General features: G+C 52.2%; 20 protein-coding genes. 10 read left to right on the top strand and 10 right to left on the bottom strand.

Annotated elements, in window-relative coordinates:
• Positions 1-88 precede the first annotated feature (88 nt).
• From FCN45_RS07915 to FCN45_RS07900, 4 genes are read right to left on the bottom strand one after another with little or no spacing between them, the layout of a single operon-like run.
• Positions 89-1,195 carry an ABC transporter permease gene (locus FCN45_RS07915; protein ID WP_101760787.1) on the bottom strand — a complete coding sequence of 369 codons (1,107 nt, stop codon included), beginning with the start codon at positions 1,193-1,195 and terminating at the stop codon, positions 89-91.
• Between the two features lies 1 nt (position 1,196).
• Complete coding sequence (locus tag FCN45_RS07910; RefSeq protein ID WP_110865954.1) at positions 1,197-2,711, bottom strand: sugar ABC transporter ATP-binding protein; 1,515 nt, start codon at positions 2,709-2,711, stop codon at positions 1,197-1,199.
• Entirely contained in the window at positions 2,711-3,322 is a 612-nt protein-coding gene (locus FCN45_RS07905) for a DUF2291 family protein (RefSeq protein ID WP_137385585.1), read from the bottom strand. Before FCN45_RS07905 ends, FCN45_RS07910 begins: the two co-directional genes overlap by 1 nt.
• A gap of 13 nt (positions 3,323-3,335) precedes the next feature.
• Positions 3,336-4,277 carry a D-ribose ABC transporter substrate-binding protein gene (locus tag FCN45_RS07900; protein ID WP_110865953.1) on the bottom strand — a complete coding sequence of 314 codons (942 nt, stop codon included), beginning with the start codon at positions 4,275-4,277 and terminating at the stop codon, positions 3,336-3,338.
• A gap of 183 nt (positions 4,278-4,460) precedes the next feature.
• On the opposite strand from FCN45_RS07900, the gene FCN45_RS07895 reads away from it, so the two are divergent.
• Positions 4,461-5,405: a sugar-binding transcriptional regulator gene (locus tag FCN45_RS07895; protein WP_137385584.1), complete on the top strand. Its 945-nt coding sequence runs from the start codon at positions 4,461-4,463 to the stop codon at positions 5,403-5,405.
• A 52-nt stretch (positions 5,406-5,457) separates the two neighbouring features.
• Here the strand turns inward: FCN45_RS07895 and emtA are convergent, their stop codons facing one another.
• The gene (emtA, locus tag FCN45_RS07890) at positions 5,458-6,069 is read right to left on the bottom strand and encodes a membrane-bound lytic murein transglycosylase EmtA (RefSeq protein WP_240632861.1); all 612 of its coding nucleotides are present in this window, start codon (positions 6,067-6,069) and stop codon (positions 5,458-5,460) included.
• A gap of 181 nt (positions 6,070-6,250) precedes the next feature.
• Here emtA and ldcA point away from each other — a divergent pair, with 181 nt between their 5' ends.
• Together ldcA and FCN45_RS07880 are read left to right on the top strand one after the other, a co-directional pair.
• Positions 6,251-7,174 carry a muramoyltetrapeptide carboxypeptidase gene (ldcA, locus tag FCN45_RS07885; protein ID WP_137385583.1) on the top strand — a complete coding sequence of 308 codons (924 nt, stop codon included), beginning with the start codon at positions 6,251-6,253 and terminating at the stop codon, positions 7,172-7,174.
• A 23-nt stretch (positions 7,175-7,197) separates the two neighbouring features.
• Positions 7,198-7,872, top strand: a complete 675-nt coding sequence (locus FCN45_RS07880) for an MBL fold metallo-hydrolase (RefSeq protein WP_101760794.1) — start codon at positions 7,198-7,200, stop codon at positions 7,870-7,872.
• 1 nt (position 7,873) lies between these two features.
• On the opposite strand, the gene FCN45_RS07875 is transcribed toward FCN45_RS07880, so the two are convergent.
• Complete coding sequence (locus FCN45_RS07875) at positions 7,874-8,257, bottom strand: hypothetical protein (RefSeq protein WP_101760796.1); 384 nt, start codon at positions 8,255-8,257, stop codon at positions 7,874-7,876.
• Positions 8,258-8,386: 129 nt separating this feature from the next.
• Positions 8,387-8,566 carry a hypothetical protein gene (locus tag FCN45_RS07870; RefSeq protein WP_008108187.1) on the bottom strand — a complete coding sequence of 60 codons (180 nt, stop codon included), beginning with the start codon at positions 8,564-8,566 and terminating at the stop codon, positions 8,387-8,389.
• A gap of 199 nt (positions 8,567-8,765) precedes the next feature.
• Between FCN45_RS07870 and FCN45_RS07865 the strand changes: the two genes are divergently transcribed.
• The 3 genes from FCN45_RS07865 (at position 8,766) to FCN45_RS07855 (ending at position 10,107) form a co-directional block, all read left to right on the top strand.
• The gene (locus tag FCN45_RS07865) at positions 8,766-9,095 is read left to right on the top strand and encodes a hypothetical protein (RefSeq protein ID WP_101761034.1); all 330 of its coding nucleotides are present in this window, start codon (positions 8,766-8,768) and stop codon (positions 9,093-9,095) included.
• Positions 9,096-9,156: 61 nt separating this feature from the next.
• Positions 9,157-9,708, top strand: a complete 552-nt coding sequence (locus FCN45_RS07860) for a hypothetical protein (protein ID WP_137386864.1) — start codon at positions 9,157-9,159, stop codon at positions 9,706-9,708.
• Positions 9,709-9,858: 150 nt separating this feature from the next.
• Positions 9,859-10,107 (top strand): DUF883 family protein, encoded by a 249-nt coding sequence (locus FCN45_RS07855; RefSeq protein WP_101760797.1) that lies wholly within the window; start codon positions 9,859-9,861, stop codon positions 10,105-10,107.
• 31 nt (positions 10,108-10,138) lie between these two features.
• Here FCN45_RS07855 and FCN45_RS07850 read toward each other — a convergent pair whose 3' ends face one another.
• Positions 10,139-10,333, bottom strand: a complete 195-nt coding sequence (locus tag FCN45_RS07850; RefSeq protein ID WP_137385582.1) for a hypothetical protein — start codon at positions 10,331-10,333, stop codon at positions 10,139-10,141.
• Positions 10,334-10,434: 101 nt separating this feature from the next.
• Positions 10,435-10,632, bottom strand: coding sequence for a DUF6404 family protein (locus tag FCN45_RS07845; RefSeq protein WP_007891509.1), 198 nt, complete (start codon positions 10,630-10,632; stop codon positions 10,435-10,437).
• Between the two features lie 204 nt (positions 10,633-10,836).
• Between FCN45_RS07845 and FCN45_RS07840 the strand changes: the two genes are divergently transcribed.
• The 4 genes from FCN45_RS07840 (at position 10,837) to FCN45_RS07825 (ending at position 14,945) form a co-directional block, all read left to right on the top strand.
• Positions 10,837-12,093: a mechanosensitive ion channel family protein gene (locus FCN45_RS07840; protein ID WP_137385581.1), complete on the top strand. Its 1,257-nt coding sequence runs from the start codon at positions 10,837-10,839 to the stop codon at positions 12,091-12,093.
• 176 nt (positions 12,094-12,269) lie between these two features.
• On the top strand, positions 12,270-12,629 hold the full coding sequence (locus FCN45_RS07835; protein WP_137385580.1) for a GtrA family protein: 360 nt from the start codon (positions 12,270-12,272) through the stop codon (positions 12,627-12,629).
• Positions 12,626-13,552, top strand: coding sequence for a glycosyltransferase family 2 protein (locus tag FCN45_RS07830; protein WP_137385579.1), 927 nt, complete (start codon positions 12,626-12,628; stop codon positions 13,550-13,552). The genes FCN45_RS07835 and FCN45_RS07830 overlap by 4 nt, the downstream gene beginning before the upstream one ends.
• Positions 13,533-14,945, top strand: a complete 1,413-nt coding sequence (locus tag FCN45_RS07825) for a glucosyltransferase domain-containing protein (RefSeq protein WP_137385578.1) — start codon at positions 13,533-13,535, stop codon at positions 14,943-14,945. Before FCN45_RS07830 ends, FCN45_RS07825 begins: the two co-directional genes overlap by 20 nt.
• Positions 14,946-15,027: 82 nt before the next feature.
• On the opposite strand, the gene icd is transcribed toward FCN45_RS07825, so the two are convergent.
• Positions 15,028-16,278: an NADP-dependent isocitrate dehydrogenase gene (gene icd, locus FCN45_RS07820; protein ID WP_137385577.1), complete on the bottom strand. Its 1,251-nt coding sequence runs from the start codon at positions 16,276-16,278 to the stop codon at positions 15,028-15,030.
• Positions 16,279-16,398 lie beyond the last annotated feature (120 nt).

The following is a 16,398-nucleotide window of genomic DNA, read 5'->3' as shown; positions in this document are numbered from 1 at the left end:
AGACACCTCTGAATTTTAAAGCATGGATGAATATTTATTCGTGATGAAGAAAAAAAGGTGCAGACAATCAGCGCCTGCACCCAACCGATTAACTTTTTGCCGGGCTACCGCCCTCCTCAATCAGCGCTTTCTGCGCCACCACCGCCGCTTTCTGCTGCATGCGGCTCTGCATTTGGTCGATGATCACCGCCACGATAATCACGATGCCTTTGATCACCATTTGCCAGAACTCGCTCACACCCATCATGATCAAACCGTCGGCGAGGAAGCCGATCACAAAGGCACCAATCAGCGTGCCAAGAATGGTGCCGCGTCCACCCGCCAGCGAGGTACCGCCCAGCACCACTGCGGCAATCGCGTTCATTTCAAAGGAGGTTCCGTTCGCCGGATGGCTGGCCACCAGCTGCGACGAGACCACGATGCCAGCAATTGCCGCGCAAAAACCGGAGATGGCATAGACCCAGATTTTCACCGACTTCACTTTCACGCCCGAGAGTTCAGCGGCGCGTTCGTTATCGCCAATCGCGTAAACCTGACGGCCAAACGGCAGGCGGCGCGCCACGTAGGCAATCACCAGCGCCAGCAGCACCATCATCCAGATGGCCCACGGCAAACCAAGGAAATAGCCAGCGCCAATCTTGTCGAATCCGGTATTCCCCAGCATTTCATTGCCCTGCAAACCGGGGAAGGTTTCGCCGCCCGAGGTGAGCATCGCCGTGCCGCGCAGGATGTACATGGTGCCGAGCGTGCAGATGAACGGCGCCACGTTATAGCGGGTAATGATCCAGCCATTGACCGCGCCAATCAGCCCGCCAATCAGCAATACAATCGGCACGATTAGCCACACGCTGGGAAAGATAGCGATGCCAAACATCGGCAACACAATGCCTTTGGTAATCAGCCAGCCGGCGATCATGCCGCACAGGCCGAGCGTGGCGCCGATAGAGAGATCGATGCCCGCCGTGATAATGACAAACGTGATGCCGAGCGCGAGGAAGGCGTTAATAGCGATGTGTTTCACCATGATCACCATGCTGCCCACCGCGAGGAAATCGGGCACCGTGATAGCGAAGAAGCCGACAATGAGAAACAGCGCAATAAAGGTGCGCAGTTTGAGCAGCAGCAAAATCAGGCTTTCGCGTGAGTTGAACGCTTTGACAGGCGATGCGAGCGCGAGCGCGCCATTGTTTTTCATATCAGAACCCTTGTGCGCTTGCTTTAACCAGCGCCGCCTCTTCCGCTTCAGCGCGCGGCAGGTCAGCAGTCAATTTGCCGCCGGACATCACAATGATGCGATCGGCTACGGCCATGATCTCTTTCAAATCTGAGGTGGAGAACACCACCGCAATGCCCTGCTCCGACAGCTTCACCATCATGCGGAACACTTCGCCTTTGGCACCGACGTCGATGCCGCGACTCGGTTCATCCAGCAGCAGCAAGCGCGGATTGGTCAGCAGCGATCGGCCAATCACCACCTTTTGCTGATTGCCGCCGCTCAGTGCGCTAATGGCGACATCCGGCGAGGAGATTTTGATTGCCAGATTGCCGACGGTGCTGGTCACCACTTCGCGTTCCGCCTGCTCTGAAATCACGGTGCGATGCGACAGACGCCGCCACAGGCTGGCGATGGTGAGATTACTCGCCACCGATGAGATGGGAAAAATGCCCGAGCGTTTGCGATCCTCCGGCACCAGACTCATGCCCATACGAATGCGTTCAGCGGTCGGCAGACGCGTCGGCAGCGGTTTGCTGTCGAGCCACAGCTTGCCGAGATAGTTACGCTGCGTGCCAAGCAAACACTCAAACAGTTCGGTGCGCCCGGCGCCCATCAACCCGTAAATGCCGACGATCTCTCCGGAACGCACCTGAAAACTGACATCATCCACCAGCGTGTTGCCGTTCGGGCTGACGCAGGTGATGTGTTCGGCTTCCAGCACCGGCGCACCGAACTGGCGATCCGGCGGCAGGAAAGTGCCGACCGGTTCACTGCCCAGCATTTCGCGCACGATCCACGGCACGTCGATATCGCTGACCTGCGCTTCGGCTTGAAAACGCCCGTCGCGCAGAATGGTGATCACATCACCAATCGCCATCAGCTCCTCGAGCCGATGCGAGATATAGATGATGGAGACGCCCTGACGCGTCAGTTCGCGGATCACCCGAAACAGGATCTCCACTTCAGTTTTGCTCAGCGCCGAGGTCGGTTCGTCGAGGATCAGAATGTCGGCGTCCTCCGCCAGCGCTTTGGCGATCTCCACCAATTGCTGCTGGCCAACCTTCAGGCTGCCGACCTTCTCATCCGGTGAAATTGGCTGATCGAGGCGCTGCATCAGCGCGGCGGTGCGGCGTTTCTGCTCGGCTTCATTGATGGGCCGAATGCCGCTTTGGATTTCCCGGCCAAGGAAAATGTTCTCCGCTACGCTGAGGTTCTCAAACAGGTTGAGCTCCTGATGCACCATGCCGATGCCGTGACGCGCGGCGTCTCGCGTGCTGTGAAACGCCACTTTGTTACCGTTCAGGAACATCTCACCGCTGGTCGGTTGCTGCACGCCGGCGAGAATCTTCATCAGCGTCGATTTTCCCGCGCCGTTTTCGCCGATGATGACGTTGACTTTGCCGCGCCACACGCGGTAATCCACGCGATCCAGCGCTAAGGTGCCAGGGAATAGCATCGACATCTGATTAGCTTGCAGAATGATCTCGTCGCTCATTATGGATTCCCCTGCTGCAGCTGCACCGCAACCACCTCATCCACTGTGCCCGCGCCCATGCTGACGGCCAGCAGCGCCTGCGCCGGTTTGCCCACCCAGCTGGCATCCACTGCGGGCAGCTGTTTCACCGCGTGGCGATTGAGTGCTTTGGTGAGCTGCGCGTATTGCACCTGATTAGTAAACTCTTCAAAGCGGAAACCGGCTGCATCGCGAATCGCGTTGCCGCGCAGCACCGGACCAATCAACACTTTCACCGGCTTGCCGTTGATGGTCATGGTGAGACTGCGTTCCCGCTCGTTGCTGTTATCAAACGCCGTTACCATACCTACCGCGCGCACAAACACGCTTTCGCTGCCGCCCGCTTTGACGGTGTGGCTTTTGGTTTCCATATCCGCCCAGCTCAGCGCCTGCTTCTCAGCTGGCTGCTGCACGCGGCTGGCCCAGCTTGACTCCGCAATCTGCTGCGGCGTTTGATCGCTGTAGCCCGGTTTAGCGTTAGGATCTTTCGGCATGATGGGTTTGCCGTTGGCATCGAGATCCACCACGGTGCAGGCGGCTAACATCAGCGTCAGCAACGCCACCAGCGTGCCGCTCAGCGCTTTCCCCTTCATGCCGACCTCCATCTTATTGCGCCAGCTTGAAGGTTTTCAGCTTCGCGGCATTGCTGTCGTCAATCAGCACGCAATCCATCAGCTGCTTCTCCTCTTTCTGCGCTTTGCCGTTTTTCAGGTAGTAATCCACCTGCTCGACGGCCATCTGCGCCTGATCCCAGCCCGGCTGCAGCACCGTCGCTTTGATGTTGCCTTTATTGAGGATGGAGTCGCGGGTGTAATCGCTGCCGTCGAAGCCGACCACGATCACATTGGTTTTGCCCGCCGCTTTCAGCGCCGCTTCCGCACCGAGCGCCATGGTGTCGTTACCGGAGATCACGCCAACGATATTCGGGTTCTTCTGCAGGATGGTTTCCATGCGGCTGAAGGCTTCGGTTTGGCTCCAGTTGGCACTCTGCTGCGCCACCATTTTCAGATCGGGATAATCATCCAGCACGTCGTGATATCCCTGCGAACGTACACCCGCATTGGTATCTGACTCTTTGCCCAGCAGCTCGACATAATCCCCTTTGCCGTTCAGCAGTTTGGCGAACTTCTCGGCGCCGAGCTGTGCGCCCTGATAGTTGTTGGAGACGATTTGCGCCACGGCGATGCCGGTTTTATTGATTTCGCGGTCAATCAGGAAGGTAGGAATGCCGGCATCTTTGGCTTTTTGCACCGGGCCAACGGTGGCATCCGCACCGGCGTTATCAAGGATGATGGCTTTGGCTTTGCGCGCGATGGCGGTTTCAATCAGCTGATTTTGTTTATTCACGTCATCATCGTGTGAGGCCACCAGCGTGGTGTAACCGAGGGCTTTGGCTTTCTCCTGCGCGCCGTCGGCTTCGGCCTTAAAGAACGGGTTGTCATGTGATGGCGTAATAATAGCCAGCAACCCCTTATCCGCCGCCAGCGACGCCGCCGAGATCATCATGATTGAAGCAAGTAGAGAGACTTTGAGGACAGAGGCTTTCATTTGTTATCTCCGATTGAATATATATTCAATTGCGATTTTATATGCATAATGACTATGCGCTGGCTTTCTGAGCACGTCCATTGCCCGATCCTCAAAAAGCGAAAACGATCACAAAATGTTCTGCGTTGTTATTTATGACAGGCTGATTAACAATACCAGGCAGGTTAAGAGAGAGAAAAAACCATGGCAAAACAGGATGAACAGCGGCTGATGGTGAAAATCGCCACGCTTTATTATGTGGAAGGCAGGAAGCAGTCCGACATTGCGCAGCTGTTGAAGCTGTCGCAATCTTTTGTGTCGCGCATCCTTAATCGCAGCGTGAAAGAAGGTGTGGTGAAGATCAGCGTGGTGCCGCCGGCCAATGTGTTCCCTGAGCTGGAAAAAGCCATTGAGCAGCTGTATCAACTGCCGCAGGTGATTGTGGTGGATGTGCCGGATCAGGCTTCGGCGTTGCAGATCAAACAGGCGATCGGTTCCGCCGCCGCGCACTATCTGGAAACGCGGGTGCGTGCCGATGAGCTGATTGGCATTTCCTCCTGGAGCGGCACCATTCGCGCCATGGTCGATGCGCTGCATCCGCTCAGCGCGCCGTGCCAAGGCGTCATTCAGCTGCTGGGCGGCGTGGGCGCTAACGGCAATGTGCAGGCCACGATTCTGACGCAGAATCTCGCGGCGCTGCTGGGTTGTCCGGCGTGGCTACTGCCGTCGCAATCAATCGAACACTCGGTAAAGGATCGCCAGCGTTTATCGGTTAATCCCGATGTCGCGGTGGTACTGGAAAAGTTTGATCAGGTGGACCTGGCGATTGTCGGCATCGGCGATCTCGAGCCGTCCGCCCTGCTGCGTAATTCCGGCAACTATTACGACGGTGAGATGCTGCAAACGCTGGCCGAACGCGGCGCGGTGGGCGATATCTGCCTGCACTATTTCGATGCTGATGGTCAGCCGGTGCTGAGCGCAGAGGAAGATCCGGTAATTGGCATGGAGTTGGCGCAGGTGAAACGCTGTCCGCAGGTGGTGGCGTTAGCGGGCGGCAAAGAGAAAGCGCAGGCGATTCGCGGGGCGTTGCGCGGCGGTTATGTGCAGGTGTTGATTGTGGATTATCCGACGGCGCGATTGTTGGTGTAGCGGCGCAATTCATTGCGTCATAAATCGCGCCGCAACAGATAGGTGTACAGCATCAACCGATGGTGCGGTAGGCGGTGGTGACTTTCCATAAATAACGCGGGGCCTGCGCCGCCGGATGCTTATTCTGTACGTGCTGGTAAAACTCGTCCGGCGTCATGGAATTGATCATCGCAATAGCACGCTCGCGGTCACGCGAGAAAGTACGCAGCAAGGCACCGGCACCGTTGGCGTAGGAGACAATGGTGGCGTAACGCAGGGTCAGCGGATCGCGAATTCCGGCTAAGGCGGAATCCTGCAGAATTTTCAGGTAAGCCGCGCCAATATCGATGTTCTTCGCCGGATCGCGCAGCTCGGACGAGGATGGCTGACCATGACGGCCCTGGGTGCGATAGACTTCGCGGCCCGCGGTCGAGGCCTTAATTTGCATCAGACCAACCGCATTGGAACGGCTCACCACGGTGGGATTGCCTCCGGATTCGACACTAATAATGGCGCTGATTAACTTCTCATCAACGCCATAATGACTGGCGGCATCTTCGGTAAACATTGACCATGCATCATTCACTTTCGACGGCGGTGCCTGAGTTAACGGCGTATTCTTCTCGGGCAGTGCCGGTTTTTCCGGCTCGCTGGAACAGCCAGCAAGCAGCAGAGCAGAAAGCATAAGTAGTCGAATTTTCACTGATTTTTGGTTCCGCAATAGGGTTGGCGCAAGCTATCATACCTGGCGCAGCGCGATGCAAAATTACCGTTTATCCTAAATCGGTAAAAAACCTTATGCTACCGTGACTTCGATAACGCATTTCGTCATCATCAGCAGGCCACTCTACAGCAGGATGGAAGTTATGGTTACTCCCCGCACGCTACGTCTCATCGCCCCTTCCGGTTATTGCCACAATCAGGACGCCGCCCAGCGCGCGGTGAGTCGTTTACAGGCTGCTGGCCATCATCTTGACAATCTATCGGCGATCACCCGCCGCTTTCAACGCTTTGCCGGCGATGATGCGCAGCGGCTGAATGATATCAATGCGCTGGCCACGCTGGAGGCGCTGCCCGATATCGTGTTGGCGGTGCGTGGCGGCTACGGCGCTTCACGTTTGCTGGATAAGATCGATTACGTTGGCCTGCAACGTCGATTGCTCAATCAACCGGTGGCGCTGTGCGGCCATAGCGATTTCACCGCGCTACAACTGGCGTTACTGGCACAAATCGGGCTGATCTCCTTTAGCGGGCCGATGTTGGCCGGTAACTTCGGCGCCGAGGCATTATCTGATTTTACCGAATCGCACTTTTGGCAAACGCTGACATCACCTACAGTCAATCTAAGCTGGCGCAGCACCAGCCCGGATCACGGCCGCTGGCAAGGCACGTTATGGGGCGGCAATTTAGCGATGATTTGCTCGCTGATTGGTACGCCGTGGATGCCGCAAATTGAAGGCGGCATTCTGGTGATCGAAGATGTGAACGAACATCCGTTCCGTATCGAGCGCATGCTGGTTCAGCTGCAGCAGAGTGGCATTTTGTCGCGCCAGCAAGCGATTATTACCGGCAGCTTTACCAGCACATCGCTGTCGGCGTATGACAACGGTTTTGATTTTGCCACCGTATGGCAGCGCATTCGTGACGAGTTTCAGATTCCAGTGATTAGCGATCTGGCTTTTGGACACGATGCCGATACCGTGACGCTGCCGCTGGGCGCTAGCGCCACGTTGCAGATTGAGAATGGAGAAGCACAGTTCGCCTTCACCGGCCACCCGACATTGCGCTAACGTGTTGCCGCAGGAGACCGACAATGAAGCCACTGTACGACGATTTGTGGATCTCCACGCCAGAATTCCCCGCCGAAGAGACGGCGAGTGACTTAATGATGCATGGCTTTATGCTGTGCCACCCACGCGGCAATTTATTGATTGGTCGCGTGGAGCATCCGCTCGACCATGAGTTCCTTAACGATGCCGGCGGCGTCATTCGCCACTATTTAACTCACTGGCACGAAGCCGCGCCGGGAGCGATCGCCATTCAGCAGCGCTTTAACAGCGCGCTCTATTGCCACAGTCGTTCGCTCGGGCCGGTTAGTTTGGTGATTGAGCCCGACGAAACCTTTACACAGCAAGAGACGCACTTCGGCGATTTTCACCTGCTGCCGACGCCCGGACACACGCCCGGCAGCAGCAGCTATCTCTATCACTCGCCGCTCGGACACACTTATCTGTTTGTCGGCGATACGCTGACCCGCGATTACAACCGCTGGATCAGCGTGCTGATGCCTGAAAGCAATCCCACCGAACTGCAGCAGTCGCTGGAGTTGTATCGCTCGTTACGCCCGGATGTCGTGCTGATGAGCACCACGCGCGGACATCTTTCGTGGGCTAAGGTGAATTTGCAGAGCTGGCTGGCAGCCATTGATGAGGCGGAACAGTCGCCGCTGGATTTGCGCCAGCGGCAACTCATCAAACCGGGCTATTAACTCACGAGTTTGGACGCGCGCTGTCGTCGTAGCGTTCCAGCGACAGAATCTGCGCATCGCGCTTATCGGTGCGGCTGCAGGGCAACAACTTGTTGCTGTTGGCGTAGACGAAGAAAGTTTCATCGTTCTTTTTATTCACGATTAACTGATCGCCATTACGAAAACGGGTGATGGCGACTTTGTCGCCCCCTTTCAGGCTGGTGCGCTGCTGCCCGGCAGCAATCTGGAAGTGGCGCGTTGGCCACATTAACGTACTCAAACCATACTCGGCACGCGATACCGTCATAGTTGGACGGCCGGGACAGGTGATTTGGTATTCGGTTTCGCTCCAGGCGGGCGCTATCTGACAAGCCAGCACGCCAACGGCCATGACTAATGCCTTCATTGGGTTCTCCGCTGAGGTTAAATGATGATTTCGTGGAGGGATTGGCCTTGCTGCTGCATTCCATAAACTTCATCCAACAACAGCAAAGCCTGGTACATCAAGCGCAATGAGATTCTGCGGGAGCAGGCACTACTCAGCGGCCACTTGCGCCGCGACCAACATCAATGCCAGTCCGGCTTCTTCGGCTTCAAAACGCTGCATCACTTCCTGAATGGCCGCTACGCAGTTCATTACCTGCTTCTTTTTGTCGGCTTCTAATTTGTCGATCGCGTGCTGAAGAATCATTAAACTCGCTTCTTCTTCTTTCATTAATTTACCCTTGTTTTGCTTACCTGGTGCGCAACGCTGGCAAGAATACCGTTTCTCCGCCAGGAAAGTCACCCCTTTACATTCCTTCCGCTTAACGATTATACAAATGACAAATAGGAAGCAGCGTCAGACCTGCTATGATCCAGTTATCAGTACGCATAGGCGTGCCATGGCAAACCAGGGAATGAAGCAGGTGCTCATGTGGCGAATCACGGTTGTACTCACCCTTTTAATGTTAGCTGGCTGCAGTTCCGCACCGAAAGGTGTCGACTGTCCGGGCGAAGTGTCGACGATTTATGGACAATCGATGGGCAACACGCAGGCGCGAATCTTTGATTTGGTGAGCGCCTTCGCCGTATCGCGCGATGGCGTGAAGGTGCAAAGCGGTACGCTGCACTCCACCGATCGCTTTCAGTACGTGCCATCGGCCATCACCGCAGAGGGCTTCTACGCGCAACGCCTGTCTGATAAACAGTTCCGCCTGATCAATCCTTATCAGAACACCATGATTACCTGGACGTGCCCATAAGCCGTGCGTCGCAGCGTGAGATGGTTTATTGTCTGCCCACCGCACGCTACGGACCTGCATGATGGAAAAGAGTCTGGATAACAACGGCTATATCGATTTCCCCTTTCCGGCCAGCACCAATGCGGATGGCTCGATGAATCCCTGTGGATTTGACCTCACGCTGGAAACCGATCGTATTGATGAGATCACCGCCGGTAAACACTCCGAAAATATGCGGCGCCTGCTGGAAGAAGTGAATCTGCAGGATGGCTTATTTATGACCCTGGCCTGCGACTGGCAGCAACGTGACGATGGCGTGTGCGGATTTATCGATGTGGCATTTCGTCCGACGGTGGCAGGCTTCAATACGGAAGAGACGCAAAGCCTCGATCAGGCGTTTGAAATCTACCTCAGCCGTCAGGAGAAGCAGCACAACATGCAGAGTGGCACGCTAATCAACTACGCGCGTGCCGTGCTTGATTGGAGCTGGTCTCCGCTGCAGCAGCGCCACATGCGCTACGAAAAAGTGACTTTGCGCTATTACTGCCAGCAGGCCGACGATGCCGAATGGAGTTTTGACCACCTGCGTCACTTTCTGGTGAGCTGGTATCCGGCTTATCGCGGTCAGCGCTAACTTCAGGTTTTCGCTTTCCCACTTCGCTGGCATGCGCAGAATTTTTGCGTACTGCAAACTGCTGTTACAACCTTTACCGCTGCGTCATTTGCTGCCTGCAGTTTCTCTGACTACGCTTTACAGGACATTCACCACGATCAGGGAGTCATTATGAGCGACAAAGCGGAAGCAAAATTGAATGAAGCGGCGGGTGCCGTCCAGGAAAAATTTGGTCAATTCACCGGTTCACGCCGTCATGAAGCCAAAGGCGCGGCGCGTCGTTATCCGGCTCAGGCCAGCTATGCGGTTCAGGATGCAGCGGATTGTGTGGTGAAATCGGTACGCGATAACCCCGCGACCGGCCTGGCAGTTGCAGCCAGCATTGGTGTGATTGTCGGTTTTCTGCTCGGACGTAAGTAATCCGTTAAAACGGGGCCTCAAGGCCCCGATTTTAATGGTGCTGACCCACCTCATATATTCCTTCTTTGATGTGTTCATCCGGCGTTTCAGCCACATCTGCGGTGCTGTTTTCCATCTTCAAATGACGATCGTGCTGCAGGGTTAACGTTATTAAGCTTGAAGGCTGTGCGCAAGCGACCACAGACAGCAGCAGAAAAAACCACGCAGCGACAACTTTCTTTCCCATCGTTCTTTTTCCAGCAAGCTGAGATATGTCGGCTCAGATTGCCCGAGTAAATGAAAATGAGCGTCAATTTGCCGCAAAGCTCTGTAGTCAGTTGTGTACAACTACACCTGCGCGCGCCGTGCTTTGTATCGCGCAACCATGGTCATCAGCGCCTGGTAAATTAATCCCGCATACAAGCTCATCACGATCACCATGCCGATCTCTTTGCCCTGCGCCTGCCACGAAACAAACCACATAAAGATGCCCCACAACAGCGAAAACAGCAGCCAGCCTTTAACGAACTTGATTACACCTTGCATACCACCTCCTGAATCGTAAGCGCTGAAGATAACGGTTTAGTCTTTAATGCACACTGCCATCAGCATGTAAATGTTAACTGTTTCAAAGTTCTGCGAAAGGGAATGTAAACCCACGATGGTGTAGACTAATGCGCACGCGTCGCATATCGCCATCGACGCGATTATGTTTGAATTCCCGCCAACACTGTCCGGCATGTGGTTGAAATGAATTATTTAAGTAAGATACAAAGTTTTATTGAGGGTAACACGGTGCTGTCGGCCGCTTTCAGCCTGGTGTTATTGATGTTTGCCGGCATGATCGCCCATCTGATCTGTAAATTCTTTATCGTTAAGGTGGTCAGAAAGGTGTTCTTCAGCACGCACAAAAATCAGGTGCCGCTGGATAAGGACGTCAGGCTGTCGGAGAAGCTCTCTAACTTTATCCCGGTGATCACGGTCTATTATCTGCTGCAGTTTATGCCAGATTTACCCGAGCATCTGTTGATCGCAATTAAGACCATCTGCGGCATTCTGTTCTTCGTCTATTTATCGCTGTTCTTTACCGAAGTGCTGGAGATCGTTAATAACTCCTATTCGAAAAAAGCCAAGCGCAAAAATCACTCGATCAAGGGTTATATCCAGGTCGGCAAGATTCTGGTGCACATTATTTCGGCGATTATGATTCTGGCGATTATGTCGAATAAATCGCCGGTGATTATTATCTCCAGTTTGGGTGCCGTAGCGGCGGTATTGATGTTGGTGTTCCAGCATACGCTGATGTCGCTGGTGGCCAATATTCAGGTGTCATCGAACGATGTGCTGCAACTCGGCGACTGGATTGAGATGCCGGATAACGGCATCAGCGGCGAAGTGATCGATATCGCGCTGCATACCATCACCATTCGCAACTGGGACAATACGCTGTCGCGTATCCCCACCAAAAACTTCCTCACCGAAACCTACACCAACTGGCAGGCGATGTTCTCCTCCGGCGCGCGCCGCATTATGCGCAGTTTCCATCTTGATCAGATGTCGATACGCTTTCTCGATCACGAGATGGTGCAGCAAATGAGCCAAATCCGCGGCGTCAGTGAGCAACTTTCAGCACTGATGGATGGCCGCGATAGCAATGCGGTGGGCGAACGCTGGTTTGCAGAAAACGGCATTACCAATCTAACGGTGTTTCGTAAATACCTGACGGCGTGGCTGTCGCAGCGCGACGATATCAAAAAGGATATGTATATCGTGGTACGCGCCATGAAGCCTTCGCCCGAGGGCTTGCCGGTGGAAGTTTATTGCTTCACCTCGTCAGTGTTGTGGGTAGATTACGAGGATTCTCAGTCGGCCATTTTTGAGTATATCTATGCAATTGTCGGTCACTTCTCGCTGCGGATGTATCAGCAACCGGGCGGTAGCGATTTCTGGCGACTGTCGCAGGAGCGCGCTCAAATCGCCAAAACCAATGAGCAGCAAGTCGATTAATGCATTAAAAAAACGGAAGCGATTAACTTCCGTTTTTTTCTGATGATGAGTGAATAGCCTGCGCTTGTGACATACCGGTGAGGACGCTGATTTTTCAACTTTATTTATTGTACCCCTGCATGTAAAATTCGCATCTATTTTGCAAATAATGATGTCGTCATGGCTAATATTTCACTATGTTGAAATTATTCTCACGTTTTTTATCAGTTGGCATCATTAACACCCTGATTCATTGGATGGTGTTTGCAGCCCTGTATTCTCTTAATACCCGCCAATGGCTGGCTAATCTGTTGGCTTTCATTGTCGCGGTAACATTTTCATTTTTTGCCAATGCACGCTGGACGTTTAAAACCGAAGCGACAACTTTTCGCTATGTCATCTTCGTGGCCTTTATGGGCATAATGGCCGCCGGCATCGGCAGTTTCGCCGATCATACGCATATTAATCCGATTATCACGCTTATTTCATTTTCTATAATAAGCCTGGTATTCGGCTTCATCTATTCAAACTTTATTGTTTTTAAGGTGAAAAAGTGAAAATTTCTCTGGTCGTTCCCGTCTTCAATGAAGAAGATGCAATCCCGATATTCTATCGTACCGTCAAAGAAAAACTCTCTTCTTACCCTCTCGAAATTGTCTTCATTAATGATGGCAGTACTGATAAAACCGAGCAGATTATTAAGTCGCTGCGGGATGATGACGAATCTGTAATAGTCATTAACTTTATTCGTAACTTTGGTAAAGAAACCGCGCTGCTTGCCGGACTTGAACATGCTACCGGTGATGCAGTCATTCCGGTTGACGTTGATCTTCAGGATCCCATCGAAGTGATTCCCTTGCTCATAAGCAAATGGCAAGAGGGATGGCCGATTGTGCTGGCAAAACGCAGTGACCGCAGTAGCGATAGTCATTTTAAGCGTAAAACGGCTGCATGGTTTTATAAACTGCATAATAAGATCAGCTCACCAAAGCTAGAAGAAAATGTTGGGGACTTTCGTTTACTTTCGCGCGCGACTGTCGAAAACATAAAGCAATTGCAGGAACGCAATCTATTTATGAAAGGCATCCTGAGTTGGGTGGAGGGTGATGCTGCCATCGTGGAATATAGCCGTTCAGCGCGCGTTGCGGGAGAGGCAAAGTTTAACGGATGGCGACTTTGGAATTTAGCGCTTGAAGGGCTGACCAGTTTCTCAACCTTTCCGCTCAGAGTGTGGACCTATATTGGTTTTTTTGTCGCATTCCTGTCGTTCGTTTATGGCGCGTGGATGATCATTGATAAAATAATATGGGGTAACCCGGTAGCAGGTTATCCATCACTACTGGTATCAATACTGTTTTTAGGTGGAATTCAATTAATTGGGATAGGTGTGTTAGGTGAATATATTGGCAGGATATATATTGAAACCAAGCACAGACCTCGATATATTAAAAAGGAATCAGATGACAAACATAGCTTGTAATAACTTTAAAGTTTATCTTTTTTTAGCTGCGTCATTATTGGTTTGCTATAGCCCTGTCTTTCTCTCAAGCTATGCCTTTTCGGATGATTGGTACTATCTGTTCAGCGCCCAAACTGATCCTGCCAGCATTCTCAAGTGGGACGTCCTTTCTGGAAGGCCAGCCTATGGCGCTTTGCGCTATGTTTTCTCTTTCCTGATATCCAGCCTGGGCTCATTGATACTGATAAGAGTGCTATCCGTGGCCTCTCTCATATTACTAAGCTGTTACTTTTACAAATTTATCTCTGAGAGAGATATCCTTAAAAATCCACTGCAGAGGGTTATATTCTCTTTAGTGATTTGTTTACTGCCCTCTTTTCAGGTATTCAACGCCTGGTCAGTATGTTTTCCTTTTGTGACGTCTATTCTGCTTGCAGGATGGAGTTACTCAGCGTTAACCCGATTGCGCGGTATCAAGGGAGTCATCTTGTCAGCCTTGCTGATTACGCTCTCTTTCGCTATTTACCAGCCCACTGCGATGTGTTTTCTTTTTTTTGCGTTTATGGACACTTGCCTGACTTCACGTAAAGTCGATAAAAAGGAACTCATTCGTACATTGTTAATGATTTTCTTTGGCATGCTGATGGCATTAATATTAGCCAAAGTCATCCCGCTCCTGTTATTCGGCGAGACACTTTCAAGAAGTAACATTACCATCGATCTCATGGGAAAAATAAAATGGTTCTTTGTAGAGCCATTGAAAAATGCCATCTGTAATTTTGACACTGGCAGAAAAGCACTATCGGTTATCATCTCTCTGTTATTCATCTTTATTGGGCTGAAAAAAATTAGCGGGAATGGCAAAGAGAAAGTGTTTTTATCTTTACTGTTCGCTGTTGCAGCAGTGACACCAAACTTATTGGTGACAGAGAGTTGGGCGGCTTACCGAACAATCAGTGCGCTCTCGCTGATTACCACGTCTTGCTTCCTTATCGGGCTATTCGTGGTGATCGATAAGACAAAATACTCACGATTCCTTTATCTATTGCTACCTCTCGCTGCCGGATGGCTTGCAGCCAACAATATTAAAGCGGGTTTTTCTTCACCTCAGCAAAAAGAGTATGCCCTTTTAAAAGGCGAAATAACTAAAGTGGTCGCAAAAGATTTCGATGGCGCCCTTTACTACCGCTTAAATAGTGAGAATTTGCCAAAAATTGCAAAATCATCGAAATATGATGAGTTTGGTTCTTTATCTTTAGGCATGCCGTGGACGTTTGCCGGTATGGCATTTACCGTAAAAAAAGAAGCGGGTATGCATTACACTCTAACCAAATCGCCAGTGATCAACGGCAATGAGATCTGCTCAGGGAAATGCATAATTATTGATGCTCAGGCGGTGCTGGCAAGGCAATAAACTTAGCTGGCATATCTGCCAAATTGAAATAAAAAAAACGGGAGCCATCGGCTCCCGTTATGCTTTCTGCCCGAGTGGCAAATTACATGTTGCTAATGATCGCGTCACCAAACTCTGAACATTTCAGCAGTTTAGCGCCGTCCATCAGACGTTCGAAATCGTAGGTCACGGTTTTGTTAGCGATTGCGCCTTCAACACCTTTAACGATTAAGTCAGCCGCTTCGAACCACTCCAGATGACGCAGCATCATTTCAGCTGACAGGATCACTGAACCTGGGTTCACTTTATCCTGACCTGCATACTTCGGTGCTGTACCGTGCGTCGCTTCGAACAGGGCGCATTCGTCACCGATGTTGGCGCCTGGTGCGATACCGATACCGCCAACCTGTGCCGCCAGGGCATCAGAGATGTAATCACCGTTCAGGTTCATACAGGCGATCACGTCGTACTCCGCCGGACGCAGCAGGATCTGCTGCAGGAAGGCATCGGCGATCACGTCTTTAACGATGATCTCTTTACCGCTGTTCGGGTTCTTGAACTTCATCCACGGGCCGCCATCGATCAGCTCGCCGCCGAACTCTTCTTTCACTAACTGGTAACCCCAGTCTTTGAAAGAACCTTCGGTGAACTTCATGATGTTGCCTTTGTGAACCAGGGTCAGAGAATCACGGTCGTTGGTGATGGTGTATTCAACCGCTGCGCGCACCAGACGTTTAGTGCCCTCTTCCGAGCATGGCTTAACGCCGATACCACACTGCTCAGGGAAGCGAATTTTCTTCACGCCCATCTCTTCGCGCAGGAACTTGATCACTTTATCCGCTTCTGGCGTGCCCGCTTTCCACTCGATACCGGCATAGATATCTTCTGAGTTTTCACGGAAGATCACCATGTCGGTCTCTTCTGGACGCTTAACCGGGCTTGGCGTGCCTTTGTAGTAGCGAACCGGACGCAGACAAACGTACAGATCCAGCTCCTGACGCAGCGCAACGTTCAGAGAACGAATACCGCCACCAACTGGAGTAGTCAGCGGGCCTTTGATGGCAACGCGATATTCTTTGATTAAATCGAGGGTTTCCTGCGGCAGCCAGACGTCCTGGCCGTAGAGTTCTACTGATTTTTCGCCGGTATAAATTTCCATCCAGGAAATTTTTCGCTCGCCGTTGTAGGCTTTCTTCACAGCGGCATCAACCACTTTCAACATTACCGGGGAAACATCAACGCCGATACCGTCACCTTCAATGTAAGGAATAATCGGGTTATTCGGAACATTCAGTTTTCCCTGATCCAGGGTGATTTTTTGACCTTCCGCCGGAACAACTACTTTGCTTTCCATCAACCTCTCCTTCGAGCGATTTTTTGTTAATGATTTGTAAGATGCGGGTCAATACTACTTGATTATTTCCGCTACGCCAATCACCGTAGTTTCGCGCTATAATGCGCCGAATGTTTCCGA

The organism is Pantoea sp. SO10, from assembly GCF_005281435.1.
In the GTDB taxonomy this organism is placed as follows: Bacteria; Pseudomonadota; Gammaproteobacteria; order Enterobacterales; family Enterobacteriaceae; genus Pantoea; species Pantoea leporis.
This window is presented reverse-complemented; position numbering and strand designations above follow the sequence as displayed.